Source organism: Tepidiphilus succinatimandens (assembly GCF_006503695.1).
Classification (GTDB): Bacteria; Pseudomonadota; Gammaproteobacteria; order Burkholderiales; family Rhodocyclaceae; genus Tepidiphilus; species Tepidiphilus succinatimandens.
This window is the reverse complement of record NZ_SBIK01000011.1, coordinates 68584-92301: the sequence shown is the minus strand read 5'-3', so window position 1 is coordinate 92301 and position 23718 is coordinate 68584. Positions and strand designations below refer to the sequence as shown.

The following is a 23718-nucleotide window of genomic DNA, read 5'->3' as shown; positions in this document are numbered from 1 at the left end:
GAAGGAACTTTTCAGGCGGGAGGGAAAAGCGGGGATTCGCCCTCGGCGCGCTCGAGCACGACGAAGGCAACGGCGTGCTCGCGCTCGTCGGCCAGACTCAGGTGCGCCCGCAGGCCGGCCGCGGCGAGTCGCGCCGCGAGCGCCTCGGCGAAGGCGAAGAAGGGGCGTCCGCGCGCGTCGTGCGCCACCCATAGATCCTGCCAGCCGAGCGCCGCCCCAAGCCCGGTGCCCCAGGCCTTGGCGAAAGCCTCTTTGGCGGCGAAGCGCTTGGCGAGCAACCGCTCCGGCATGGCCGCGCGAGAAAACTCTTCCCGCTCGGGCGCCGCGAGAATGCGCGCGGCGAAGCGCGGGCCGTGGCGCGCGAGCGCCGCGGCGAGGCGATCGATGCGCACGAGGTCGGTACCCACGCCGACGATCATCGGGCCGCGGCCTCGCGCATCAGCCGCTTCATTTCGCGCACGGCCTCGCGCAGGCCGGTGAAGACGGCGCGGCTGACGATGGCATGGCCGATGTGCAGTTCCCGCACGCCCGGTAGCGCCGCCACCGGCTGGACGTTGTAGTAGTTGAGGGCATGCCCGGCGTTGAAGCGCATGCCCAGCCCTACGATCGCCTCCCCCGCGCGGCGCACCTTGTCGAGTTCGGCCTGCACGGCGGGACGCTCCAGATCGCGCCCGGCGGCATGGAAGGCGTGGGCATAGGGACCGGTATGCACCTCGCACACTTCGGCGCCGATGCGGCTCGCCGCCTCGACCTGGCTGGGGTCGGCATCGAGAAAGACGCTGACGACGATGCCGGCGTCGCGCAAACGGGAGACCACGCCACGCAGGCGGGCCTCGTCACGCACGATGTCGAGCCCCCCTTCGGTGGTGATCTCCTGGCGCCCCTCGGGAACCAGCATGGCCATCTCGGGTTTCAGGGAACAGGCGATCGCCACCATTTCGTCGGTGGGCGCCATTTCGAGATTGAGCTTGATCTGGGTGAGCTCGCGCAGGCGCCGGACGTCGGCGTCCTGGATGTGACGGCGATCCTCGCGCAGATGGACCGTGATGCCGTCGGCCCCGCCGAGGTGCGCCTCCACCGCGGCCCACACCGGATCAGGCTCATAGGTGCGGCGCGCCTGGCGCAGGGTGGCAACGTGGTCGATGTTCACTCCGAGTTCGATCATTCGAGCAGCTCCCGTAACATGCGTCGTGCTTGCAATTCCTGCCCGTCGAGGGCGTGGTCGATGAGCCGGCGCGTGAGCGCGCGCACTTCGGCGAGCGTCTCCGGCCGGCTCCAGCGGCCGGCGCGTACGTCTTCCAGCGTCTCGGCGCTCAGTATTGCCTCGCCTGATCTTGCCGTTTCCCCCTCAGCAAGCAGCACCAGGCCCGCACGCGGCTCGAAGCGGTAGCGCCCGGCTGCGGCTTGCGGCCAATCCAGACCGTAGCCCAGCGCGGCGAGGAAGGCGAGCTCGAAGCGGCGCAGCACGGGCGAGAGCGCCTCCCCCCTGGCGAGCGCGCGCACCGCTGTGTCATAGGCGAGAAAGACCTCGCGATGGGGATCCTCGCGCGCGAGCAGCCGCAGCACCAGCTCGTTGAGATAATACCCGCACCACAGAGCCCTTCCTCGCGGCAGCGGCACGCCCCCCGCCCACTCGGCCCGCGTGAGGGTACGCACTTCGCCCGCCCCGCTCCAGCCGAGCACGAGGGGCTGGAAAGTGAGCAGCACCGGGCGCAGCTGGGAGCCAGGGCGGCGCGCCCCTTTGGCGGCAAGCGCCAAGCGCCCGTGTTCGAGCGTGAGCACCTCGAGCAGCAGGCTCGTTTCACGCCAAGGCCGCGCGTGCAAGACGTAGGCGGGCTCGGCCTCGACCCGTTGCCGCCGCGTCATGCGCCCTCAGCCGTCGTAGCCCAGAGAGCGCAGCGCCTGTTCGTCGTCGGCCCAGCCGCTGCGCACCTTGACCCAGACTTCGAGATAGACGCGCGCCTCCAGCAGATTTTCCAGCTCCTGGCGTGCCTCGGTGGCGATGCGCTTGATGCGCTCACCCCCGCGGCCAATGATGATGGCTTTGTGCGGTTCGCGCTCGACGATCACTGAAGCATAGATACGGCGCAAGTTTCCCTCGGTTTCGTAGCGCTCGATCTCCACGGCGATGCCATAGGGCAGCTCGTCGCCCACGAGGCGGAAGACTTTTTCCCGCAGGTATTCGGCGGCGAGGAAACGCTCGCTGCGGTCGGTGATCATGTCGGGGTCGTAGATCGGCTCGCCCTCGGGCAGATAGGGTTCGAGGGCCCGCAGGAGCTCGTCGGTGTGCTCGTCCTTTTCCGCCGACAGCGGCACGATCTCGGCGAAGGGGCGGCGCTGCGCCATTTCGGCGATGAAGGGCAGCAGCAGATTCTTGTCTTTCAACCGGTCGACCTTGTTGATGACGAGCACGACCGGCACGTGCTCCGGCAGCAGGACCATGACCTGAGCATCCTCGGCCGTGAAGCGGCAAGCCTCGATCACGAAGACGATGACGTCGACCTCGGAGAGCGCCTGGGTGACCGTGCGGTTCATCAGCCGGTTGAGGGCGCGCTTGTGCCGCGTCTGGAAGCCGGGCGTGTCGACGAAGACGAACTGCGCCCGGTCGGTGGTGAGGATACCGTGGACACGGTGGCGCGTCGTCTGCTGCTTGCGCGAGACGATGCTCACCTTGTGGCCGACGAGGCGGTTGGTGAGGGTGGATTTGCCGACGTTGGGCCGGCCGACGATGGCGGCATAGCCGGCGCGAAAGGCGGAAGCAGAAGAAGTATCGTTCATCGGAACTCAGGCAAAGTGCCCGCAGGGCGCGGGCAAGGGTTCAGGTCTCTCCCAACTGCGCCAGGATCTTGGCGGCGGCGTCTTGTTCGGCGGCGCGGCGGCTGGGCCCTTCGCCCTCGGCGGAAAGCCCGATCGCCTCGGCCTGCGCCCGCACCCTGAAGTGCTGCGCGTGCGCCGGGCCGCTGACGCTGACGATCTCGTAGCGCGGCACGGGGTGATGCCGCCCTTGCAGCCATTCCTGCAGGCGGGTCTTGGGATCCTTGAGGCGTTCGAGCGGGCCGAGCGCGGCGAGTTCCGGCTCGAGAACGCGCGCCACCAGCTCGCGCGCGGCCTCATAGCCACCGTCGAGCAGCACCGCGCCGACGATGGCCTCCAGCGCGTCGGCAAGGAGCGAAGGGCGACGGTTGCCGCCGGCGCGCCGCTCGCCCTCGCCGATGACGAGCAACTCGTCCAGCCCCAGGCGCAGGGCGGCTGCGGCCAAAGTTTCTTGGCGCACGAGGCTCGCGCGGGCGCGCGAGAGGATCCCTTCGGGCTCCTCGGGATAGCGGCCATAGAGGAGCTCGGCCACCGCCAGGTCGAGCGCGGCATCGCCGAGGAACTCTAGGCGCTCGTTGTGTCCTTCGCCCGCGCTACGGTGTCTGAGGGCGGTGGTGAGCAGATCGAGATCGTGGAAACGATAAACGAGGCGCTCCTGCAGCGCCTGCCACCGTCTTCCTGCCTCACTCATGGCGCGCCTATCGTACCGTGGGCCTCGAAATCGAAGGCGAGGCTGACGTTGGCGAACAAGGGAACGAGGCGCTGGTAATGGACTTCGATTTTCGTGCGCCCCTCTTCGCGGGTGATGACGAGGTCGCGCCCACTCACGGAAGTGAAATCATCGATCGTGGCGAACTTGTCGAATTCGCTGCGCAGCTGCGAGGGCGGGGTCTGCGGCTCGGCCCGCTGGGTGAGCTCGGAGATGGCGCGTTTGACTGCGGCATATTCGGTATAGACGGGAACGATGCGCAGGGCGAGGATCAGCCCGAGGCCGACGATCACGCCCCAGAAGATCACTCCCAGCAAGCTGACCCCGCGTTGCCCCCGTCTCATCACTGTGTCCATGCCTGCGCTCCTTTTCATTGGATTCGACCGATGCGCGACAGGTCGGAGAGGTTCAGCCAGATGAAGAAGGCCTTGCCGACGATGTTTTCCTCCGGCACGAAGCCCCACACCCGGCTGTCGCTGCTGCCGTCGCGATTGTCGCCCATGACGAAATAGTGGCCAGGCGGCACGAAGCAGCGCACTCCCCGCCGGTTGTATTCGCAGCGGTCGGCATAGGGAAACTCGAGCCGCTGCGTGACGAAAGGAGGGGCGACGTCATCGACGAGGATGTCGTGCGGATGCTCTCCCAGATGCTCGCGCCAGCGGGTGGAATAATACAACCGATCGGGATGGAAATAGTCCGGTAGCGGGTCGTATTGTACCGGCACGCCATTGATGCGCAGCTTCTTGTCGAGATATTCGACGTAATCCCCCGGCAGGCCGACGACGCGCTTGATGTAATCGACCGAAGGATCGGCCGGGTAGCGGAATACCATGACCTCGCCGCGCTGCGGGTGCCCCACGGGGATGACGACGCGGTTCAATAGCGGCAGGCGGATGCCGTAGGAGAATTTGTCGACCAGGATGAAGTCGCCCACGAGCAGCGTCGGGATCATCGAGCCGGAGGGGATCTTGAACGGCTCGACCACGAAGGAGCGCAATGCAAAGACGGCGAGGATCACCGGAAAGAAGCTCGCTCCATATTCGACCCACCAGGGTGCAGGAGCGCCCTCTGGGCGGCGTTTGCCCGCCACCCAGCGATCGAACGCCCACAGCACGCCCGTGGCGAGCGTGAGCAGAAAGAGGATCAGCGCGAAATTCATGGTTCCCTGCCTTGGACGAGTGCAGCGAGGCCGCTCAGGCTTCGTCGGTACGCAGCACCGCGAGGAAGGCTTCCTGCGGGATCTCGACGTTGCCGACCTGCTTCATGCGTTTCTTGCCGGCCTTTTGTTTCTCCAGCAGCTTTTTCTTGCGCGAGATGTCGCCACCGTAGCATTTGGCGAGCACGTTCTTGCGCAGCGCCTTGATCGTCTCGCGCGCGATGATGTGCGAGCCGATCGCCGCCTGCAACGGCACGTCGAACATCTGCCGCGGAATGAGGCTGCGCAGTTTCTCCACGAGCTCGCGACCGCGGCGCTGGGCGCTGGCGCGGTGCACGATCACCGAGAGCGCATCGACTTTCTCGCCATTGACGAGCACGTCGAGCTTGACGAGATCGGCCGGGCGGTATTCCTTGAATTCGTAGTCGAGCGAGGCATAGCCGCGCGACACGGACTTCAAGCGGTCGAAGAAGTCCATCACCACTTCGTTCATCGGCAGCTCGAAGATGGCGTGCACCTGGCGGCCGTGGTAGCGCAGGTCGATCTGCACGCCGCGCTTCTGGTTGCACAGGGTGAGCACGGGGCCGAGGTAGTCCTGCGGCACGAAGATGTGCGCGGTGATGATGGGTTCGCGGATCTCTTCGATCTTGCTCGGATCGGGCAGGCGCGAGGGGTTTTCGATGCGCTGCACTTCGCCCGAGCGCAGCACCACTTCATAGACGACCGAAGGCGCCGTGGTGATGAGGTTCTGGCCGAACTCGCGCTCGAGCCGCTCCTGCACGATGTCCATGTGCAGCAGCCCCAGGAAGCCGCAGCGAAAGCCGAATCCCAGCGCCTGCGAGGTCTCGGGCTCGAACTGCAGCGCCGCGTCGTTCAACTTGAGCTTTTCGAGCGCCTCGCGCAGGGAATCGTATTCGCTCGACTCCACCGGATAGAGGCCGGCGAAGACCTGCGGTTTGATCTCGCGGAAGCCGGGCAGCGGCTCGGCGGCGGCGCGGGGCAAGGTGGTGATCGTGTCGCCGACCTTGGCGGCGCGCAATTCCTTGATGCCGGCCACCACGAAGCCCACTTCGCCACACTCGAGCGCGTCGCGCTCGAGCGAGCGCGGCGTAAAGACGCCGAGCCGCTCGATCGTATATTCGGCCCCGGTCGACATCAGGCGGATGCGCTCGCCGCGGGCGAGCCGCCCGTCGACCACGCGCACCAGCATGACGACGCCGACGTAGTTGTCGAACCAGGAATCGATGATGAGCGCGCGGGTGGGCGCGTCGGGCCGGCCACGCGGCGGCGGCACCCGGCGCACCACGGCTTCGAGCACCTCTTCGATGCCCAGCCCCGTCTTGGCCGAGCACAGCACGGCTTCGCTCGCATCCACGCCGATGACGTCTTCGATCTCGGCGCGCGCGCGTTCCGGATCGGCCTGCGGCAGGTCGATCTTGTTGAGCACCGGCACCACCTCGACACCGAGCTCGATGGCGGTGTAGCAGTTGGCCACCGTCTGCGCCTCCACCCCTTGGGAAGCGTCGACCACCAGCAGCGCCCCCTCGCAGGCCGACAGCGAGCGGCTCACCTCGTAGGAGAAATCGACGTGCCCCGGGGTGTCGATGAGGTTGAGCTCGTAGGTCTGGCCGTCGCGCGCCCGGTAGCTGAGCGTGGCGGTCTGCGCCTTGATGGTGATGCCGCGCTCGCGCTCGAGATCCATCGAGTCGAGCACGCGATCCTCCATCTCGCGCTCGGACAGGCCGCCGCAATACTGGATGAGCCGATCGGCGAGCGTAGACTTGCCATGGTCGATGTGGGCGATGATCGAGAAGTTGCGTATGTTTTTCATCGGCAAACAAAAAAAGCCCCGCAGGGCAGTGAGGAGCGGCAAGGACGGTTCATTGGGATCATTCTAACGGAAAACGGGATAAATAGGCATGAACTTTTGCCGCATCGCAGCGATGGCGGCACAGCTCCACGCTGCCGTGCAGCACGACCGGAATCGCCCGGCCGTAGCGCTCGCGCCAGGCCGGATCCGCATCGACATCCCGTTTGACCACGGAAAAGCCATGGCGTTGCGCGATGGGCGCCAATTCTTCCAGCATCTCATCGCACAGATGGCATTGCGGGCGCGACAGCAGCCACAGTTCGCGCGAACGCGGCACTTCAGGACCCCCCTTTGCGCGTCATGGCGGCCAAGAGGGCTTGCAGCGTCGCAGACGGCACTTCCCCCATGGCGGTACGCAAGGCACCCGGATCCTGGCGCCGCACCACCGTCGTCGCGCCGAAACGTTCGACTTGCTCGGAGGTCTCGGTTCCCTCCCAGGGCTCGAAGAAGACCGACACGGTAACGAGCCCATCACCGATGAGCCACTGCGTGACCGTCTTGCCCGAGGGACCGCGGCGCTGCAGGATCCCCTCGAGCTGAAACCCGGACGGCAAGGCGCCGAACTCCCAGCCGGTTTCACTGGCGCCAACGGATTTGCCCCGCAGGTCGACGTGCCGCCACTCGCTGCGGGAGGAGAATTTCTGCCGGACGACGGCGGTCTGGGTCGCGGCGCCCAAATGAAAATCGGAGAAAGTCTGCGTTTCCAGGGCGCGGGCCGGCGTTTCTTCCCACACCACCCGTTTGAGCACGACCGCGCTTTCCCGATCGATCCACCAATCCTGCCCGAAGCGCAAGGCATCGCGCGGCACGAAGCGCACGCCGAACACCTCGCGCCCGGCGACGCGGTCCATGCCCAAGGATTCGAGACGGTAGGACGATTCGATGCGACCGACGGAGCCGACCGGATGATAGGAAAGCCCCGCGGCCCCGGCAGCGCGATCGATCAGGACGACGCGATCCTCGGGCAGGAAACAGCGGACCTCGTCGCCGATGCGTATGGTCTCGCGCGGCGCGCCTTCGAGCACCTCGACCCATTCCAGGGGCTTGCCGTCGGCGAGCAGATGGGTCACGCGCAGGGTCTGCATCTTGTCGCCGATCTGCAGGACCACCGTGCCGTGATAATCGGCGGCAGCAGGGGCGAGCGCCCGCTCGACCCAGCGCTGCAAATCCTCTGCCGCCCGGGCGGAGGCGGCGGCGAGCACGGCAGCGAGGCACAGCGCCACCGTCAGTGTGCGAGCCACGGGCATCAATGCGTACCTCGCGTCTGCGCCATCACTCGGGCATAACGAAGGCTGCCGGGACCATTGGCCCCATGCGCGTTGCCATAGGCCACCCAGTAGAAGCGCTCGTCGACGCTCGCCTCCTCCTGGACCTGGGGAGCCGCATCGGCAGCAGCCTGGCGCAGGGGCAAGGCCTCGCCGCCCGCTTCACGCGGCGCCTGCCACACGGCCCAGCCAGCGGTGGCGACCACCGCCACGGCGGCGGCCGTGGCCATCCAGCGCAGACGGGGCTCGTTGGCGGCAGGTCGCCGGGGCAGCGGCACGACTGCCAGGGCTGGAGCCTCGGCGTCTATGCGGGCAAGGATGGATGCCCGTAGATCACGCATCGGCGTGGCGAGCTCTCCGCGCAGCGCTTCGCCAATGAGATGATAGGCCGCCCAGCGCCCCGACAATGCCGGGTCGCTCGCGAGCCGTTCGGCCCAAAACGCGGCGTCAGCGCCGTCGAGCTCACCATCGATCAGGGCCGACAGCGCTTCTGGAGTCGTTTTCGTGTCGCGCATCATGTCGTTTCCTACCAACGTCGATCTGGGGCCGTGTCGAGCAGCGGCCGCAAACGGTGTGCGATCGCCTCCCGGGCGCGAAAGATCCGCGAGCGCACGGTGCCGATCGGGCAGCCCATCACCTGGGCGATTTCTTCATAGCTGAGCCCTTCGAGCTCGCGCAGCGTGATCGCGATGCGCAATTCTTCGGGCAGGGACTGGATCGCCTCTTCCACCGTCTGGGCGATCTCCTGGGTGAGGAGCAGGTTTTCCGGTGTCTCGCTGTCGCTGAGCGTGTCGAGTTCGTCCCACGTCTCTCCCTCCTCCGTTTCATGGACGGTGGCACTCACCGCTGGACGGCGGTTGGAGGCCATCAGGTGATTCTTTGCGGTGTTGATGGCGATGCGGTAGAGCCAGGTGTAGAAGGCGCTGTCGCCGCGAAACGAGTCGAGCGCCCGATACGCCTTGATGAAGGTCTCCTGCGTCAAGTCTTCCACCTCCGCCGGGTCGCGCACCAGGCGCGACAACAACCGCTGCACCTTGCGCTGGTATTTCGACACGAGCAGCCCGAAGGCGTTCTTGTCGCCTTGCCGCGCGCGCGCCACGAGCTGTTGGTCGATTTCTCGGTTGGTCATCGAAAGCGAGCCTGACTTCCCTGTCGGAAGTTCATTATACCCACTCGCTTCGCCGACATTTGCCGAAATCGACTTCGGGAGTGGGGATTTGGTTCCGCCGTTGTGATACCCTTCGATTCCCCACCCCCTCTTTCCTGTCCGCGATGGAACACTTCGACGTCCTCATCCTCGGCAGCGGCCTCGCTGGTCAGAGCGTGGCGCTGAAACTCGCCGACCAATACAAGGTCGCCCTGGTCACCAAGCGCACCTTGATGGAGAGCGCCAGCGCCTATGCCCAAGGGGGCATCGCGGCGGTGCTCGACGATGCCGACAGCATCGAAGCGCACGTGCGCGACACGCTCGTAGCCGGCGCGGGGCTGTGCAACCCGAAAGCCGTGCGCTTCGTGGTCGAACGCGGCAAGAAAGCCATCGACTGGCTCATCGCCCAAGGGGTGCCGTTCTCGCGCGACGAGCGCGGCCAGTACCATCTCACCCGCGAGGGCGGACACTCGCAGCGGCGCATCATCCACGCGGCGGATGCCACCGGTGCGGCCGTGCAGCAGACGCTCACCGCCAAGGTGAAAGCGCATCCGAACATCCAGGTGTTCGAGCACCACATCGCGATCGATCTCATCACTGGCGCGAAGATCGGTCGGCCCGAACTGGGGTGCCTCGGCGCTTATGTCTTCGACCGGCAGGCCGGACACGTGCGCACCTTCTCCGCCGGGCACACGGTGCTCGCCACCGGCGGCGCGGGCAAGGTCTACCTCTATTCGACCAACCCGGACACCGCCACGGGCGATGGCATCGCCATGGCCTGGCGTGCCGGCTGCCGCGTGGCAAACATGGAGTTCATCCAGTTCCATCCCACCTGCCTCTATCACCCGCACGCCAAGTCTTTCCTCATCAGCGAGGCAGTGCGCGGCGAAGGCGGCATCTTGCGGCTGCCCAATGGCGAGCGCTTCATGCCAAAACACGACCCGCGCGCCGAACTCGCGCCGCGCGACATCGTGGCGCGCGCCATCGACTACGAAATGAAGCGGCTCGGCATCGAGTGCGTCTATCTCGACATCACGCACAAGGATGCGGACTGGATCCGCAGCCATTTTCCCAACATCTACGCGCGCTGCCTGGAACTGGGCATCGACATCACCAAGCAGCCGATCCCGGTGGTGCCGGCGGCGCACTATACCTGCGGCGGCGTCAAGGTGGATCTGGCTTCCCGCACCGATCTGCCGCACCTCTACGCGGTGGGCGAGTCGACCTGCACGGGGCTGCACGGCGCCAATCGCCTGGCGAGCAATTCGCTGCTCGAGTGCCTCGTCTTCGGGGAAGCCGCGGTGCAGGACATGCTGGCGCAGCCTCGGCGCGCGCCCCTGCCGCTGCCCGACTGGGACGAGAGCCGCGTGACCGACGCCGACGAGGAAGTGGTGATCGCGCACAACTGGGACGAGCTGCGCCGCTTCATGTGGGATTACGTCGGCATCGTGCGCACGACCAAGCGCCTGCAGCGGGCGATGCACCGCATCCGGTTGCTGGAGCGCGAGATCGCCGAGTACTACGCGAATTTCCGGGTGAGCAACGACCTCATCGAGCTGCGCAACCTGGTGACGGTGGCCGAGCTCATCGTGCGCTGCGCGCTCAGACGAAAGGAGAGCCGCGGCTTGCATTACACCAAGGACTATCCCGAGATGCTGCCGGTCGCCCGCGATACCATCCTAAGACCGCGGCGGCCGGCCAGTGGCACACCAGTGCGCCAAAGCCCAACGGTCTGACTCGGACAAGGACGGCAGCTCGATGAGATAAGTTGCGCCGCGGCCGCCGCGCCGCGGGCAAGCGCGCAAGATCACCCAGGGGCCGAAGCGCCAGGCGTCGGTGCGATGGCGCGGCGCATCGTCCGCGGCAAATGCAAGGTGGTGGCCGGGCCACAACCACAGGGCCTTCGTAGCGGAACACGACCGGTGCCACCGGATGCCGACAGCCACAAAGGCGACGGCGAGTGCGACCGCCTTGGGCCAAGGAAAATATACGAAGGAGAGGACGAACCCCGCCGCGACCAGAGCGAGCGCCAGGCCGGTCGAATACCGCGGCAAGGGCACGACGAGCCGGTAGGGCTGCGCCGTACCCTCCATGGATCAGACCCGCTTGAAGAGCAGCGTGCCGTTGGTGCCGCCAAAGCCGAAGGAATTGGACAGGGCGGCACGGATGCGCGTGGGGCGGGCGACGTTGGGACAATAATCCAGATCGCACCCCTCGCCGGGCTCTTCGAGGTTGATGGTGGGCGGCACGATCTGCTGATGCAGCGCGAGCACGGTGAATACGGCCTCCACCCCGCCGGCCGCGCCCAGCAGGTGCCCGGTCATGGACTTGGTCGAGCTCACCACCAGCTGCCGCGCGTGCTCGCCGAAAGTGCGCTTCACCGCCAGCGTCTCGGCCACGTCGCCCAGCGGCGTGGAAGTGCCGTGGGCGTTGATGTAGTCGATCTCGTCGGGCGCCATCCGCGCGTCTTTGAGCGCGTTGCGCATGCAGCGCATCGCCCCATCGCCATCCTCGCACGGCGCCGTCATGTGGAAGGCGTCGGCGCTCATACCGTAGCCGGCCACCTCGGCATAGATGCGCGCGCCGCGGGCCTTGGCGTGCTCGTATTCCTCGAGCACCAACACCCCTGCTCCCTCACCGAGCACGAAACCGTCGCGGTCTTTGTCCCAGGGGCGGCTCGCCCGTTCGGGCTCGTCGTTGCGCGTGGAGAGCGCCTTGGCCGAGGCGAAGCCGCCGATCGCCAGCGGCGTCACGGTCGATTCGGCCCCGCCGGCGATCATCACATCGACGTCACCGTACTGAATCATGCGCGTCGCCTCGCCGATGCAGTGCGTGGCGGTACTGCAGGCGGTCACCATCGCCAGGCACGGCCCCTTGATGCCGAAATGGATCGACAGGTGGCCGGAGATCATGTTGATGATGGTGGCGGGAATGAAGAAAGGCGAGATGCGCCGCGGGCCACTTTTGAGGAATTCGCCGTGCGTCTCTTCGATCATCGGCAGACCGCCGATGCCGGAGCCGATGTTGATGCCGATGCGCTCGGAATTGTCTTCGGTGATCTCGAGCCCCGAATCGCGCACGGCCTGGATGCCGGCCGCCATCCCGTAGTGGATGAAGGTATCCATGCGGCGCGCTTCTTTCTTGGGGATGTAGGCCTCGACGTCGAACCCCTTGACCTCGCCGGCGATGCGCACCGGAAAACCGGAAGCATCGAAACGGCTGATGGGAACGATGCCGGAGCGCCCGGCGACGATGTTGGCCCAGGCTTCTTCGACGGTATTGCCGACCGGGGAAATGATCCCCATCCCGGTGACGACGACTCTGCGACGGGTCAAGGTTGGCTCCGCGGGAGAAGAAAAAGGATTATTTCTTGACGTGATTGGTGATGTAGTCGATGGCCTGCTGCACCGTGGTGATCTTCTCGGCGTCTTCGTCCGGAATCTCGCATTCGAATTCTTCTTCCAGCGCCATCACCAGTTCGACGGTGTCAAGCGAATCGGCGCCGAGATCGTCGACGAACGAGGATTCGTTCTTGATCTCGGATTCATTGACGCCCAGCTGCTCGGCTACGATTTTCTTGACACGCTGCTCGATGTTTTCCATTTCAGGAAACTCCTTGAACGGGATGTGGAAAAAACGGGGTTATTCTACCAAACTTGGGAAGTTTGCAACGGAAGGTTACACCATCAAGCGGCCATGTACATGCCGCCATTGACATGCAGCGTCGCGCCGGTGACGTAGGAGGACGCCGGCGAAGCGAGAAAGAGCACCGCCGCGGCCACCTCTTCGGGCGCGCCGAACCGCCCCAGGGCGATGCGGGCGGCCAGGCCGTTGCGGGCTTCGTCGCCGAGCGCCCGGGTCATGTCGGTGTCGATGAAGCCAGGGGCGACGCAATTGACCGTGATGCCGCGGCTACCCAGCTCCAGCGCGAGCGAGCGGCTCATGCCGGCCACGCCCGCTTTCGCCGCGGCGTAATTGGCCTGACCGGGATTGCCCGAGTGCGCCACCACGGAGGTGAGATTGACGATGCGGCCGTAACGCGCCTTCATCATCCCCTTGAGTACGAGCTTGCACAGGCGAAAGGTCGCCTTGAGGTTGGTGTCGAGCACGGCATCCCACTCTTCGTCCTTCATCCGCAAGGCGAGGTTGTCGCGGGTGATGCCGGCATTGTTCACCAATACGGCGATGGGACCGTGATCCCGTTCGACAGCGCCGATGAAGGCGGCGGCCGCAGCGGCGTCGGTGACGTCGAGCCGCATTCCTTCGCCGGCGATACCCTCGGCGCGCAGCGCCTCGGAGATGGCGGCGGCGCCCTCATCGGTGGTCGCCGTGCCGATCACCTTGGCCCCCGCCTGTCCCAGGGCGAGCGCGACGGCGCGTCCGATGCCGCGGGAGGCGCCGGTGACGACGGCCGTCTGGCCGTCGAGGCGAAACTGGATCATGTCTTCCCCTTGTCCTCGTTAGCTCTGGGCAGCAAGCGCCTCGAGCGCCGCACGCAGGCTCGCCGCGTCGGCGAGCGCCCCACCGTCGAGATCCTTGACGATGCGCTTGGTGAGCGCGGCGAGTACCTTGCCGGGCCCGCATTCATAGACGTGCGTGATGCCGCGGCGGGCCGCCTCTTCGATCGTCTCGATCCAGCGCACGGGGCGCCAGGCCTGCTCGACGAGCGCCCGGCGGATCTCTTCGGGGTCGCGGTGTTCGGCGACATCGACGTTGTGCAGCACGGGAATGCGCGGCGGGCGCAGCGCGATGCCCGCGAGGCGCTCGGCCAGACGCTCGGCGGCCGGCTTCATCAGTTCGCAGTGAAAAGGAGCGCTCACGGGTAGTGGCACGGCGCGCTTGGCCCCGGCCTCTTTGGCGAGTGCCGCGGCGCGCTCGACGGCCCCCTTGTGCCCGGCGATGACGATCTGCCCCGGGGCATTGAGATTGGCCGGGGCGACGGTCTCGCCGGTCTCGGCAGCGGCCTGGCGACAGACGGTTTCCACGGCCGCGGCATCCAACCCCATCACCGCGGCCATGGCACCGACCCCGGCCGGAACCGCCTCCTGCATCGCTTGGGCGCGCAACCGCACGAGAGGCAGCGCATCGGCGAACGACAGGCTTTCGGCAGCCACCAGCGCCGTATATTCCCCCAGGCTGTGTCCGGCAAGGAGCGCCGGCTCGGGGCCACCCAGAGCGCGCCAGGCACGCCACACGGCCACGCCGGCCGTGAGCATGAGGGGTTGGGTGTTGACCGTGAGCGAGAGCCGCTCGGCCGGGCCGGACTGGGCCATCTCCCACAGATCCTCGCCGAGCACGTCGCTCGCCTCGACAAAGGTCTCACGGATGGCCGGCAGCCCCTCATAAGAAGCCATCATACCGACGGACTGCGAGCCTTGGCCGGGGAACACGAACATGAAGCGCATGATTCTCCGTCTCCTCAATAGCGCAGCAGCGCCGCGCCCCAGGTAAACCCGCCGCCGATCCCTTCGAGCAACAGCGTCTGGCCGGGACGGATCTTGCCCTCGGCGATGCCGGTATCGAGCGCCAGCGGAATGGAAGCCGCCGAAGTGTTGCCGTGCCGATCCACGGTGCTGATGACCCGCTCGGGCGGCAAGCCCAGGCGCTTGGCCGTAGCCTGCAGGATGCGGACGTTGGCCTGATGCGGGATCAGCCAGTCGAGCGCCTCCACCGGAAGCTTGGCCAGATCGAGCACCTCGTGCGCCACCTCGGCGAGCACCTGGACCGCGAACTTGAATACCGCCTGCCCCTCCATGCGCACGAAGGGGTCGCCCTGTACCTTGCCCGCGCCCACCTGACCCGGCACCCATAGCTCGGCATGGTGCCGCCCGTCGGCGTGCAGGCGCGTGGCGAGGATGCCGGGCAGTTCGTCGGCTTCGAGTACGATGGCACCGGCCCCGTCGCCGAAGAGCACGCAGGTGGAGCGGTCGTTCCAATCCAGAATGCGGGAGAAGACCTCCGCCCCGACCACCAGGGCCCGGTGCGCCTCCCCCAGGCGCAGGAATTTGTCGGCGAGCGCCAGCGCATAGATGAAGCCGCTGCACACCGCCTGCACGTCGAAGGCGGGCGCCCGGTTGGTCATGCCGAGCTTGGCCTGCAGAAGCGTAGCGGTACTCGGAAAGACGTAATCGGGCGTGGAGGTGGCAAGCACGATGAGGTCGATGTCGTCGGGGCGGCAGTCTGCCTGCTCCAAGGCGCGACGTGCGGCCACGAGCGCCAGGTCGCTCGCCATCTCCCCCTCGGCAGCGAAGTGCCGCGCGGCGATGCCGGTGCGCGTGCGGATCCATTCATCCGAAGTTTCGATGCCACGCGCGACCAGATCGTCGTTGGTGATGGGCACACCGGGCAGATGGCTGCCGGTGCCGATGATGCGGGAAAATCTCATGACGATGACACCTCGGTGACGGGCGAAGCGGCCCGCGGCCACGCCCCGGCCATTTTTTGTTCGATGCGCTCGACCAGGCGATGCGCTGCCGCCTCGGCCGCCCGATCCAGCGCCTGGCCGAAGGCATAGGCATCGGCCCCGCCGTGGCTCTTCACCACGACGCCGCGCAGCCCCACCAGCACCGCTCCATTGTAGCGGCGCGGATCGACGCGGGCCTTGAAGTGCTTGAGCACCGGATAGGCCGCCAGCCCCATGAGGCGGGTGAGCAGATTGCGGTTGAATTCCTCGCGCAGGATGAGCGCGAGCATCTGCGCCAGGCCCTCGGTGGTCTTGAGGGCGACGTTGCCGACGAAGCCGTCGCACACCACCACATCCGCCTGACCGGAATAGATGTCCTCGACGTTGCCGACGAAATTGAGATCGGTGGTACGCAAGAGCGCCGCGGCCTCGCGCACCACCTGATTGCCTTTGATGTCCTCGGTGCCGATGTTGAGCAGCCCCACCCGCGGGCGCTCCACCTGTTCGACCGCGGATACGAGCAGCGACCCCATGATGCCGAATTGGCGCAGGTGCTCGGCGGTGCAATCGACGTTGGCCCCCAGGTCGAGCACCCAGACGCGGCTGCCGCGCGCCGGCAGCACCGTGGCGATCGCCGGGCGATCGATGCCGGGCAGCGTCTTCAGCACGAAGCGCGCGATCGACATCAGCGCCCCCGTATTGCCCGCCGAGACCGCCGCCTGCGCCCGGCCGGCCTTGATCTGCTCGATAGCCACGCGCAGGGAGGAATCCTTCTTGTTGCGCATGGCGGAAGTGGGCGCCTCGTCCATCCCGACGACCTGGGAAGCCGGCGCGAGCTCGATGCGCCCGCCAAAGCGACGCCGCAGACGCGCGACTTCCGCTTCGAGCGCCTCTGGCTGCCCCACCGCCAGCACCGACACGCCGGAGCGCCGGCGCAAGAACGCCTCGATCGCCGGCAGCGTGACCTGAGGGCCATGATCGCCGCCCATGCAATCGACGGCGAGCACGAGCGAACCTTCGCTCTCGGAATCCGTCATGATCGGTCACAAAAAACGTGCAACCGCGGCACCAGGCAGCGCGAACGATTGCACGAGATCATCGGGCGCAGAAACGCAGGGATCACTCGCCGCTGACGTCGATCACCTTGCGGCCACGGTAAAAGCCGCTCGGCGTGACGTGATGGCGCAGATGCACTTCACCCGTGGTCGGATCGACGGCGATCGGCGGATTCTTCAGCGCCTGGTGCGCACGGTGCATCCCACGCTTGGAAGGGGACTTCTTGTTCTGCTGAACGGCCATGACCGGATACTCCTCTCGTTCGAACCGGCCGGACGATGCCGGCCAAAAAGCTGGGTATTATCTCACGAACGCTTCAACTGCGCCAAGACTGCAAAAGGCGACGGCTTCTCGCCTGCCTCCCACGGCCCCGGTGGCTCGCAGACTTCGTGCCGCGCAAAAACGGGCAACTCGAGCAGGATCTCGTCCTCGACGAGGCTCGCCACGTCAATCGTGCCGGCAAAGTGGATCGCGTCGCAGGATTCGTCCTCGAGCTCCTCGTCGGGAATGAGCTCGTCGGCGCGATACAGCGACAGGCGCCGCGCCACGGCGAAGACCCAGTCCATCGGCTCCAGACAACGCTCGCAGCGCAGCACTGCCACACCCTGCGCGCTCACCTCGAGCGCGGCACGGCCATCCTCGAGGCGCAGCCCCGAGACATGCCAGCGCACCGCCCCCAGCTCGAGCGAGGAAGCGGCCAGACGCGGCAGCTCGGCCGAGCCGAACTCGCCGGAGAGCGAAGCGGCATCCCGGGCGAACGCCAGCGGATCGGACACAATCACGTTTTGCGACATAAGTCGATAATGATAAGATTTCCCGACGTTTTTGTCAAAAAATACTACCATGCCCCGCCTGATCCTCGCCTCGACCTCCTCCTACCGCCGCCAGCTCCTCGAACGATTCGGCGTACCATTCGTCGCCATCGCTCCGCAGGTAGACGAGACGCCGCTGCCCGAAGAGCCGCCGGAACAGACGGCACGGCGACTGGCCGAAGCCAAGGCCCGCGCGGTCGCGGCAACGCTCGGCGAAGCTTGCCACGTCATCGGCAGCGACCAGGTCGCCCACCTCGGCGATGAGCGCTTCGGCAAGCCCGGCAGCGCGCAGCGCGCCATCGAGCAGTTGCGGCGCATGCGCGGACAGACGGTGGAATTCTCCACCGCCGTGTGCGTGCTCGACGAAGAGGGCCACGTCCAGACCGAACTCGTGCCCACCCGGGTGCGCTTTCGCGCCGATCTCACCGACGAGGAGATCGTGCGCTACGTCGAGCGCGAACGGCCGCTCGACTGCGCTGGCAGCGCCAAGGCCGAGGGGCTCGGCATCGCGTTGCTCGAGGCGGTCGAATCGAGCGATCCCACCGCCCTCATCGGCCTGCCGCTCATCGCTACGGCGCGGATGCTGCGCCGCCTCGGCTGGGCGCTGCCGTGACCCCGGGGCGCCTGCTGCTCATCCCCACGCCGCTCGGCGACGGAGGTCCGCCGCTGCTGCCCCCCGAGCACCTGCGCGAAATACAGCGCCTGCGCCGTTTCGTCGTCGAAAACGAAAAACCGGCCCGCGCTGCCCTCAAGCGCCTGGGACACCCGGGGCCGATCGCCGCACTCTTGCTACAGCGCCTCCCCGAATCTCCTGCCCCAGCCGCCCTGGACGTGCTGCTCGCCCCTTGCCTGGAAGGCGAGGACCTCGGTCTGATGTCGGATGCCGGCTGTCCCGGCGTGGCCGACCCGGGAGCAGCGCTGGTCGCCCGGGCGCATCGACGCGGCATCGCCGTAGTCCCCCTCGTCGGCCCCTCGGCCATCCTGCTCGCGCTCATGGGCAGCGGCCTCGACGGCCAGCGTTTCGCCTTCCACGGCTACCTGCCGATCCCGCCGTCAGAGCGCGCCGCTGCCATCGCCGCGCTGGAAGCAGAATCCCGCGCCCGGAGGCAGAGCCAGTTCTTCATCGAAACGCCGTATCGCAACGAGCGCATGCTCGAAACCCTGGCGCAGGTGCTGGCGCCGACGACGCTGCTGTGCGTGGCCTGCCACCTCACCCAGCCGGATCAGTGGATCCGCACCGCCCCCGTCGCGCGCTGGCGCGCCGAGCCTTTACCGACGCTGGGCAAGCGCCCGACCGTCTTCGGCTTCCTCGCCCAGCAATAGCGGCGCGAGCGCACGCGGCGCATCCACCACCGACAACGGCCGCAGCGCCGCGAGCGCCTCGCGCGGATGCGCTCCGTAGGCCACGCCGATGCCGGCCGTCCCCGCCGCCTGGGCCATGAGCAGGTCGTGCGTCGTATCGCCGATCATCACCGCCCGCTCGGGCGGCACGGCGAATTCCTCCAGCAGCTCCTGCAGCATCTGCGGATGCGGCTTGGAATGGCACTCATCGGCCGTGCGCGAGGCCATCACGTAGCGGCGCAGGCCCGAATGATCGAGCGCCCGCTCCAGCCCCAGCCGGCTCTTGCCGGTGGCCACCGCCACGTAGCGCCCGGCGGCCACGAGTCGCGCAAGGAGCTCCTCGACGCCGGGAAAGAGGGCGAGCTCGCCGTCATGCGACAAGTAATGGTGGCGGTAGCGCGCCGCCATCTCCGGATAGCGCTGCGGCGGCAACTCCGGCAGCGCCTGGCGCAAGGCATCGGCCAGCCCCAGGCCGATCACGTGGCGCGCCCGCTCGGCCGGTGGCGGCGCAATCCCCAGCTCCTCGGCGGCGCGCTGCATCGCCCGGACGATGGCCGCCGTCGAATCCATCAGCGTGCCGTCCCAATCGAACACCACCAGCTCGAATGCGCTCACCCTTCCTCCCCCGGCCCCAGACCGGCCAAGAATTCCCCCAACTCCGGTGGCAGCGGCGCCTCCAGTTCGAGACGCAGCCCCGAGCGCGGATGCACGAAAGAAAGAAATGCCGCGTGCAGGAACATGCGATCGAATCCCGCTCGCGCCAACGCCTTGTTGGCGGCGAAACGGCCGTACTTCTCGTCGCCCACCAGCGGATGCCCCAGATGCGCCATATGCACGCGAATCTGATGCGTGCGCCCCGTCTTCAGTTCCACTTCGACCAGGGTATAACCCGCCTGCGGCCAGCGCCGCAGACGCCGCACGATGCTGTGCGCGACCTTCCCCTCGGGGCTGACGCGCACGCGCCGCTCTCCTTCCGGCGTAAGGTACTTGAAGAGCGGCGCGCGTACGTGCTGCACGGGGTGCTCGACGAGGCCGTGGACCAAGGCGAGATAGCGCTTGCGCACTTGCCCGGCGCGCAAGGCATCCTGCAGCGCCTTCAGGGTCGAGCGGCGCTTGGCCACCATCAGCAGGCCGGAAGTCTCGCGATCGAGCCGATGTACCAGCTCGAGCAGCGACGCCCCGGGTCGCTCGGCGCGCAAGCGTTCGATCACCCCGAACGCGACGCCGGAGCCGCCATGCACCGCCAACCCGGCCGGCTTGTCGAGGACGAGCAAGTCTTCGTCCTCATGGATCACCGGCAGCGGCGGCCCGGCGGGAATCGCCGGGCGCTGGGGAGCCTCGGCCACGCGCACCGGCGGCACGCGCACCCGCTGCCCTTGCGCCAGGCGCGTCTGCGCCTGTGCCCGACGCCCGTCGACGCGCACCTCGCCGCTGCGGATGATGCGATAGACATGGCTCTTCGGCACCCCCTTGAGGTGGCGCAAGAGGTAGTTGTCCAGGCGCTGTCCTGCGCCCGCCTCGTCGACGCACCACTCCTGCGCCGCGGGAGAAATTTTGCGTTCCATCATCTTCCCGAATATACTATCGCTTCGATTCACGGTCGAGTCGTCGTGCAACGTCCACCCGGAGTGGACCGACTTCGAGCGGTCGAGCCCGTCGAGAAGACGCCGTGCTCCCGCCCGACCGGAATCGAACAACCCCTCCGACCCGGCGCCCGTCTTTTCGGCGCCGCGTTGGATGAACCGGCGGAACACCAGGCTCGCCCGGCCTTATCGACTTTTTTCTCAACTTGAACGGCTCGGGCGGACACGAACAGGAATGCAGTCCGCCGCACCCCGAACGGTGCGGCAGAACCGAAGAGATGATCGACGACATGGTGCCACCGAATCCAGGCCCCACGCCTCCCGCACTGCACGGCGCAGTCCCTTGCCCCGTGCGGCCTCAACGGCCGCCGCGGAACGGCGCCTCCGCGCGCTGACGTCGACCCTCACCGGGCCGCTGCCCGTTCGCGTCCGCCCGCAGCGCGGGAGTGACGACACGATGAAACGCATGCTCTTCAACGCGACGCAGCCAGAGGAACTGCGCGTCGCCATCGTCGACGGCCAGAAGCTGATCGATTTCGACATCGAAGGATCCGGCCGCGAACAGCGCAAAGGCAACATCTACAAAGCGGTGATCACCCGCATCGAGCCCAGCCTCGAGGCGGTGTTCGTCGATTACGGCGAGGATCGCCACGGCTTTCTTCCCTTCAAGGAAGTCGCCCGCACCTACTGGAAGAGCACCGAGGCCAACGGCCGCACCCGGGTGCAGGACGCGCTCTCGGTCGGGCAAGAGCTCATCGTCCAGGTGGAAAAAGACGAGCGTGGCAACAAGGGGGCGGCGCTCACCACCTACATCTCGCTCGCCGGCCGCTACCTCGTACTCATGCCCAACAACCCGCGCGGCGGGGGCGTGTCGCGGCGCATCGACGGCGAGGAGCGCGCCGAGCTCAAAGCCCTGCTCGAGGAGCTCGACGTCCCCGAAGGCATGAGCCTGATCGCCCGCACTGCCGCCATCGGCCGCACGCGCGAAGAACTGCAGTGGGACCTCAACTACCTCCTCAAGCTGTGGCGTGCGATCGAAGACGCCGCCGCCTCGCAATCCGGCCCCTTCCTCATCTACCAGGAAAGCGCCCTGGTGATTCGGGCGATCCGCGACTACTTCCAGCCCGACATCGGCGAGATCCTCTGCGACACCGACGACATCTACGAGCAGGCGCGCCAATTCATGGCCCACGTCATGCCCGACTGCGTGCCGCGCGTCAAACGCTACCAGGACGACGTCCCCCTCTTCTCCCGCTTCCAGATCGAGCACCAGATCGAGACGGCCTATTCGCGCCAGGTGAATCTGCCGAGCGGCGGGGCCATCGTCATCGACCACACCGAAGCGCTGGTCGCCATCGACGTCAACTCCGGTCGCGCCACGAAAGGAGCCGACATCGAAGAGACGGCCTTCAAGACCAACCTGGAGGCAGCCGACGAAATCGCGCGGCAACTGCGCCTGCGCGACCTCGGCGGGCTCATCGTCATCGACTTCATCGACATGGAGTCGGCCAAGAACCAGCGCGAGGTCGAGAACCGCCTCAAGGATTCCATCAAGCACGACCGCGCCCGCGTACAGCTGGGCAAGATCAGCAAGTTCGGTCTGCTGGAACTCTCGCGCCAGCGGCTGCGTCCGGCGCTCGCCGAAACGAGCTACATCACCTGCCCGCGCTGCACCGGCACCGGCCACATCCGCAGCACCGAATCGGCCGCGCTGCACATCCTGCGGCTGATCGAGGAAGAGGCGATCAAGGAGAACACCGCTGCCGTCTACACCCAGGTTCCGGTCGACGTCGCCACCTATCTCCTCAACGAGAAGCGCGTCGACGTCGCCCGCATCGAAGCGCGGCACAAGGTGCGTATCGTCGTCATCCCCAACCGCCACCTGGAAACTCCGGCCTACGAGGTGGTGCGCCTGCGCCACGACCAGCTCGACACGCACGACGTCACCCTGGTGAGCTACGAGCTGGCCACCCCGCCCGCCCCCGAATCCAGCCGTGTCACCGAGCTCACCGAGAAACCCGCCCGACGCCAGGAAGCGGCCGTCAAGGGCATCACCCCCGAAACGCCGCCCCCTTCGCCGAGCGCACCGGCCCCCACGCCGACCCCCGCGCCTGCCGCCGAAGCCGCTGCGGCCAAACCGGCAGCCCCGGCTCCCTTGGTGCAGCGCCTCAAGTCCTGGCTGCGCAGCCTCATGGGCCCAGGCGAGGGCGAAGCAGCCAAGGCCGAAGCGCCCATCCCAGCCCCCGCGGCAGCCGAATCCGCCGCCGAAGCGCCCCGACGCCCTGAAAGCCGGCGTCAACCGCGCCCGCCCCGTAGCGCCGAAGGATCCCGCCGCAGCGAGCGGCCGCCGCGCGAACCGGGCCGGCGCCGTGAAGAAGCGACGGAACGCCGCAGCGAGCGTACGCCCGTCGAAGCGCCTCTTCCGAGCCCCGTTCCCGAAGCCCTGCCCGGCGCACCGCAAGCGCCCCGGACGCCCGTCTCCGCCCCTAGCGCCGAGCCCACGCCGTCGCCTGCCGTGGAGGAAACCGGAGAAACGCTGGAACTGGTCTTGCCAGCGGCCGGCGAGGACACCACGTCCGAGACCGTTGCCAAACGCCGCCGCCGCTCGCGCTCACGCCGCAAGGCCGTGGGTGAATCGGCAGAGGTGATCGAATCCGCCGAAACCGAAGAAACGGCGCAGGCCGAGGCCGAACCCGCTGCGAGCGATGAGGACGCCCAGGCCGTCGAGGCCCAGCCGCCGCGCAGGTCCGCGAAAAAGCGCGATGACGCCGCCGCGCCTCTGCCCGAAGCGTCATCCGCCGCCCCCGCGCCGGAAAACCTGCCCACCCTCGTGCCACCGCAACTCCCCGCGCCGACGGTCGGGCGGGACGGCGCAGGCGCGGCCTCCGAGCCCGAAGCCCTTCCCACCACGGCCACGGCCGCTCCCGCCAGCCAGACCGAGATCTCCACGCCGCGGGGCGAACCCGAGGCAGCACGGCGCGATCGGCCCGAAGGCGGGACGGCGGTCGAAATCGCCACCGTACCGCTCACCGATCTGGCTACGCCGATGCCGTCCCCAAGCGCTCCGGCCACCGAGGCGGCGCCCGTCGAGCAGACGCCACCCAGCCGCACGGTCGCCGCCCAAGAGTCGCCGGCGGTTCCAGCGGGCGAGGAAACGGCCGTCTCCGTGCCGGCAAGCGAACTCCGGCCAGAGGAGACCCCCTCCACGCCGTCCGGATCCGCCACGCCGAAGGCGGAGGTCGTGGCACCCCCGCCGCCACCGGAGATGACGCCGCAAGCCCTGCGCGAGATCCTCGCCGCCGCCGGCCTGCAGTGGGTGGAAACCGATCCGGCCAAGCTCGCCGGGCTCAAGCCCACCGAAGTGATCGTGCAGCTCGGTCGCCCCGTGGTGCGCCCGCCCAAGGTCGAGGAAGGCCCGTTGGTGCAGGTCGAGACCAAGCAAACCGCTGCCGCATCGACGCCGGAGCTCACCGGCGAGCAGCCTCCCGCCGCCTGAAAAAGGGCGCGGCAAACGCCGCGCCCCTCACCTTGGGGCAGCTCGAAGAACCGTCGCGCAGTAGGT

The 23718-nt window shown here is 67.4% G+C and carries 27 protein-coding genes; 4 read left to right on the top strand and 23 right to left on the bottom strand.

The genetic code is table 11. The features are described from left to right. Nucleotides 1-11 precede the first annotated feature (11 nt). The 12 genes from acpS to rpoE are packed head-to-tail and all read right to left on the bottom strand — an operon-like array spanning nt 12 to nt 8943. A complete protein-coding gene (gene acpS, locus EPD82_RS08080) occupies nt 12-419 on the bottom strand; it encodes a holo-ACP synthase (RefSeq protein ID WP_141056363.1) in 408 nt (135 codons plus the stop codon). Further along, nucleotides 416-1165, bottom strand: coding sequence for a pyridoxine 5'-phosphate synthase (locus EPD82_RS08075; RefSeq protein ID WP_141056362.1), 750 nt, complete (start codon nt 1163-1165; stop codon nt 416-418). Before EPD82_RS08075 ends, acpS begins: the two co-directional genes overlap by 4 nt. Then, nucleotides 1162-1866: a DNA repair protein RecO gene (recO, locus tag EPD82_RS08070; RefSeq protein WP_141056361.1), complete on the bottom strand. Its 705-nt coding sequence runs from the start codon at nt 1864-1866 to the stop codon at nt 1162-1164. Before recO ends, EPD82_RS08075 begins: the two co-directional genes overlap by 4 nt. Nucleotides 1867-1872: 6 nt before the next feature. Then, nucleotides 1873-2778, bottom strand: a complete 906-nt coding sequence (era, locus tag EPD82_RS08065; RefSeq protein ID WP_141056360.1) for a GTPase Era — start codon at nt 2776-2778, stop codon at nt 1873-1875. Nucleotides 2779-2818: 40 nt separating this feature from the next. Then, nucleotides 2819-3505, bottom strand: coding sequence for a ribonuclease III (gene rnc / locus EPD82_RS08060; RefSeq protein WP_141056359.1), 687 nt, complete (start codon nt 3503-3505; stop codon nt 2819-2821). After that, complete coding sequence (locus EPD82_RS08055; protein WP_206202244.1) at nt 3502-3867, bottom strand: DUF4845 domain-containing protein; 366 nt, start codon at nt 3865-3867, stop codon at nt 3502-3504. Before EPD82_RS08055 ends, rnc begins: the two co-directional genes overlap by 4 nt. A gap of 26 nt (nt 3868-3893) precedes the next feature. Further along, on the bottom strand, nt 3894-4682 hold the full coding sequence (gene lepB / locus EPD82_RS08050; RefSeq protein WP_055424173.1) for a signal peptidase I: 789 nt from the start codon (nt 4680-4682) through the stop codon (nt 3894-3896). A gap of 34 nt (nt 4683-4716) precedes the next feature. Beyond that, complete coding sequence (gene lepA / locus EPD82_RS08045) at nt 4717-6510, bottom strand: translation elongation factor 4 (RefSeq protein ID WP_055424192.1); 1794 nt, start codon at nt 6508-6510, stop codon at nt 4717-4719. A gap of 58 nt (nt 6511-6568) precedes the next feature. Next, on the bottom strand, nt 6569-6826 hold the full coding sequence (locus tag EPD82_RS08040; protein WP_206202243.1) for a glutaredoxin family protein: 258 nt from the start codon (nt 6824-6826) through the stop codon (nt 6569-6571). Nucleotide 6827: 1 nt separating this feature from the next. After that, nucleotides 6828-7790: a MucB/RseB C-terminal domain-containing protein gene (locus tag EPD82_RS08035; RefSeq protein ID WP_170210809.1), complete on the bottom strand. Its 963-nt coding sequence runs from the start codon at nt 7788-7790 to the stop codon at nt 6828-6830. A gap of 5 nt (nt 7791-7795) precedes the next feature. Further along, nucleotides 7796-8332, bottom strand: coding sequence for a sigma-E factor negative regulatory protein (locus EPD82_RS08030; protein WP_055424171.1), 537 nt, complete (start codon nt 8330-8332; stop codon nt 7796-7798). 8 nt (nt 8333-8340) lie between these two features. Next, entirely contained in the window at nt 8341-8943 is a 603-nt protein-coding gene (gene rpoE, locus EPD82_RS08025; RefSeq protein ID WP_028875091.1) for an RNA polymerase sigma factor RpoE, read from the bottom strand. A gap of 143 nt (nt 8944-9086) precedes the next feature. On the opposite strand from rpoE, the gene nadB reads away from it, so the two are divergent. Next, the gene (gene nadB / locus EPD82_RS08020; RefSeq protein ID WP_141056356.1) at nt 9087-10697 is read left to right on the top strand and encodes an L-aspartate oxidase; all 1611 of its coding nucleotides are present in this window, start codon (nt 9087-9089) and stop codon (nt 10695-10697) included. On the opposite strand, the gene EPD82_RS08015 is transcribed toward nadB, so the two are convergent. The 9 genes from EPD82_RS08015 to EPD82_RS07975 form a co-directional block, all read right to left on the bottom strand. Continuing rightward, nucleotides 10641-11054, bottom strand: coding sequence for a hypothetical protein (locus tag EPD82_RS08015; RefSeq protein WP_055424169.1), 414 nt, complete (start codon nt 11052-11054; stop codon nt 10641-10643). The genes nadB and EPD82_RS08015 overlap by 57 nt on opposite strands. 3 nt (nt 11055-11057) lie before the next feature. After that, nucleotides 11058-12296 carry a beta-ketoacyl-ACP synthase II gene (fabF, locus tag EPD82_RS08010; protein WP_055424168.1) on the bottom strand — a complete coding sequence of 413 codons (1239 nt, stop codon included), beginning with the start codon at nt 12294-12296 and terminating at the stop codon, nt 11058-11060. Between the two features lie 28 nt (nt 12297-12324). Then, nucleotides 12325-12564, bottom strand: coding sequence for an acyl carrier protein (gene acpP, locus EPD82_RS08005; RefSeq protein WP_055424167.1), 240 nt, complete (start codon nt 12562-12564; stop codon nt 12325-12327). An 83-nt stretch (nt 12565-12647) separates the two neighbouring features. Next, a complete protein-coding gene (gene fabG, locus EPD82_RS08000; RefSeq protein WP_141056370.1) occupies nt 12648-13400 on the bottom strand; it encodes a 3-oxoacyl-ACP reductase FabG in 753 nt (250 codons plus the stop codon). Nucleotides 13401-13421: 21 nt separating this feature from the next. After that, nucleotides 13422-14366 carry an ACP S-malonyltransferase gene (gene fabD / locus EPD82_RS07995; protein ID WP_141056355.1) on the bottom strand — a complete coding sequence of 315 codons (945 nt, stop codon included), beginning with the start codon at nt 14364-14366 and terminating at the stop codon, nt 13422-13424. A 14-nt stretch (nt 14367-14380) separates the two neighbouring features. Next, complete coding sequence (locus tag EPD82_RS07990; protein WP_141056354.1) at nt 14381-15346, bottom strand: beta-ketoacyl-ACP synthase III; 966 nt, start codon at nt 15344-15346, stop codon at nt 14381-14383. Further along, complete coding sequence (gene plsX / locus EPD82_RS07985) at nt 15343-16401, bottom strand: phosphate acyltransferase PlsX (protein WP_141056353.1); 1059 nt, start codon at nt 16399-16401, stop codon at nt 15343-15345. The genes EPD82_RS07990 and plsX overlap by 4 nt, the downstream gene beginning before the upstream one ends. An 82-nt stretch (nt 16402-16483) precedes the next feature. Continuing rightward, a complete protein-coding gene (gene rpmF / locus EPD82_RS07980) occupies nt 16484-16663 on the bottom strand; it encodes a 50S ribosomal protein L32 (RefSeq protein ID WP_055424163.1) in 180 nt (59 codons plus the stop codon). A 62-nt stretch (nt 16664-16725) separates the two neighbouring features. Next, the gene (locus EPD82_RS07975; RefSeq protein ID WP_141056352.1) at nt 16726-17202 is read right to left on the bottom strand and encodes a YceD family protein; all 477 of its coding nucleotides are present in this window, start codon (nt 17200-17202) and stop codon (nt 16726-16728) included. 61 nt (nt 17203-17263) lie between these two features. On the opposite strand from EPD82_RS07975, the gene EPD82_RS07970 reads away from it, so the two are divergent. After that, nucleotides 17264-17845 carry a Maf family nucleotide pyrophosphatase gene (locus EPD82_RS07970; RefSeq protein WP_055424161.1) on the top strand — a complete coding sequence of 194 codons (582 nt, stop codon included), beginning with the start codon at nt 17264-17266 and terminating at the stop codon, nt 17843-17845. Beyond that, entirely contained in the window at nt 17842-18555 is a 714-nt protein-coding gene (locus EPD82_RS07965) for an SAM-dependent methyltransferase (protein ID WP_141056351.1), read from the top strand. The genes EPD82_RS07970 and EPD82_RS07965 overlap by 4 nt, the downstream gene beginning before the upstream one ends. On the opposite strand, the gene EPD82_RS07960 is transcribed toward EPD82_RS07965, so the two are convergent. Then, nucleotides 18502-19188 (bottom strand): HAD family hydrolase, encoded by a 687-nt coding sequence (locus EPD82_RS07960; protein WP_232424761.1) that lies wholly within the window; start codon nt 19186-19188, stop codon nt 18502-18504. The genes EPD82_RS07965 and EPD82_RS07960 overlap by 54 nt on opposite strands. After that, nucleotides 19185-20141 carry an RluA family pseudouridine synthase gene (locus EPD82_RS07955; protein WP_206202241.1) on the bottom strand — a complete coding sequence of 319 codons (957 nt, stop codon included), beginning with the start codon at nt 20139-20141 and terminating at the stop codon, nt 19185-19187. Before EPD82_RS07955 ends, EPD82_RS07960 begins: the two co-directional genes overlap by 4 nt. Before the next feature lie 472 nt (nt 20142-20613). Here EPD82_RS07955 and EPD82_RS07950 point away from each other — a divergent pair, with 472 nt between their 5' ends. Further along, a complete protein-coding gene (locus EPD82_RS07950) occupies nt 20614-23652 on the top strand; it encodes an Rne/Rng family ribonuclease (RefSeq protein ID WP_141056350.1) in 3039 nt (1012 codons plus the stop codon). Nucleotides 23653-23718: the final 66 nt, after the last annotated feature.

Excerpts from the sequence above, each read along its gene's own strand:
- acpS (WP_141056363.1), bottom strand. The coding sequence starts at position 419 with ATGATCGTCGGCGTGGGTACCGACCTCGTGCGCATCGATCGCCTCGCC.
- EPD82_RS08075 (WP_141056362.1), bottom strand. The coding sequence starts at position 1,165 with ATGATCGAACTCGGAGTGAACATCGACCACGTTGCCACCCTGCGCCAG.
- recO (WP_141056361.1), bottom strand. The coding sequence starts at position 1,866 with ATGACGCGGCGGCAACGGGTCGAGGCCGAGCCCGCCTACGTCTTGCAC.
- era (WP_141056360.1), bottom strand. The coding sequence starts at position 2,778 with ATGAACGATACTTCTTCTGCTTCCGCCTTTCGCGCCGGCTATGCCGCC.
- rnc (WP_141056359.1), bottom strand. The coding sequence starts at position 3,505 with ATGAGTGAGGCAGGAAGACGGTGGCAGGCGCTGCAGGAGCGCCTCGTT.
- EPD82_RS08055 (WP_206202244.1), bottom strand. The coding sequence starts at position 3,867 with ATGAGACGGGGGCAACGCGGGGTCAGCTTGCTGGGAGTGATCTTCTGG.
- lepB (WP_055424173.1), bottom strand. The coding sequence starts at position 4,682 with ATGAATTTCGCGCTGATCCTCTTTCTGCTCACGCTCGCCACGGGCGTG.
- lepA (WP_055424192.1), bottom strand. The coding sequence starts at position 6,510 with ATGAAAAACATACGCAACTTCTCGATCATCGCCCACATCGACCATGGC.
- EPD82_RS08030 (WP_055424171.1), bottom strand. The coding sequence starts at position 8,332 with ATGATGCGCGACACGAAAACGACTCCAGAAGCGCTGTCGGCCCTGATC.
- rpoE (WP_028875091.1), bottom strand. The coding sequence starts at position 8,943 with ATGACCAACCGAGAAATCGACCAACAGCTCGTGGCGCGCGCGCGGCAA.
- nadB (WP_141056356.1), top strand. The coding sequence starts at position 9,087 with ATGGAACACTTCGACGTCCTCATCCTCGGCAGCGGCCTCGCTGGTCAG.
- EPD82_RS08015 (WP_055424169.1), bottom strand. The coding sequence starts at position 11,054 with ATGGAGGGTACGGCGCAGCCCTACCGGCTCGTCGTGCCCTTGCCGCGG.
- acpP (WP_055424167.1), bottom strand. The coding sequence starts at position 12,564 with ATGGAAAACATCGAGCAGCGTGTCAAGAAAATCGTAGCCGAGCAGCTG.
- fabD (WP_141056355.1), bottom strand. The coding sequence starts at position 14,366 with ATGCGCTTCATGTTCGTGTTCCCCGGCCAAGGCTCGCAGTCCGTCGGT.
- EPD82_RS07990 (WP_141056354.1), bottom strand. The coding sequence starts at position 15,346 with ATGAGATTTTCCCGCATCATCGGCACCGGCAGCCATCTGCCCGGTGTG.
- plsX (WP_141056353.1), bottom strand. The coding sequence starts at position 16,401 with ATGACGGATTCCGAGAGCGAAGGTTCGCTCGTGCTCGCCGTCGATTGC.
- rpmF (WP_055424163.1), bottom strand. The coding sequence starts at position 16,663 with ATGGCCGTTCAGCAGAACAAGAAGTCCCCTTCCAAGCGTGGGATGCAC.
- EPD82_RS07970 (WP_055424161.1), top strand. The coding sequence starts at position 17,264 with ATGCCCCGCCTGATCCTCGCCTCGACCTCCTCCTACCGCCGCCAGCTC.
- EPD82_RS07955 (WP_206202241.1), bottom strand. The coding sequence starts at position 20,141 with ATGATGGAACGCAAAATTTCTCCCGCGGCGCAGGAGTGGTGCGTCGAC.
- EPD82_RS07950 (WP_141056350.1), top strand. The coding sequence starts at position 20,614 with ATGAAACGCATGCTCTTCAACGCGACGCAGCCAGAGGAACTGCGCGTC.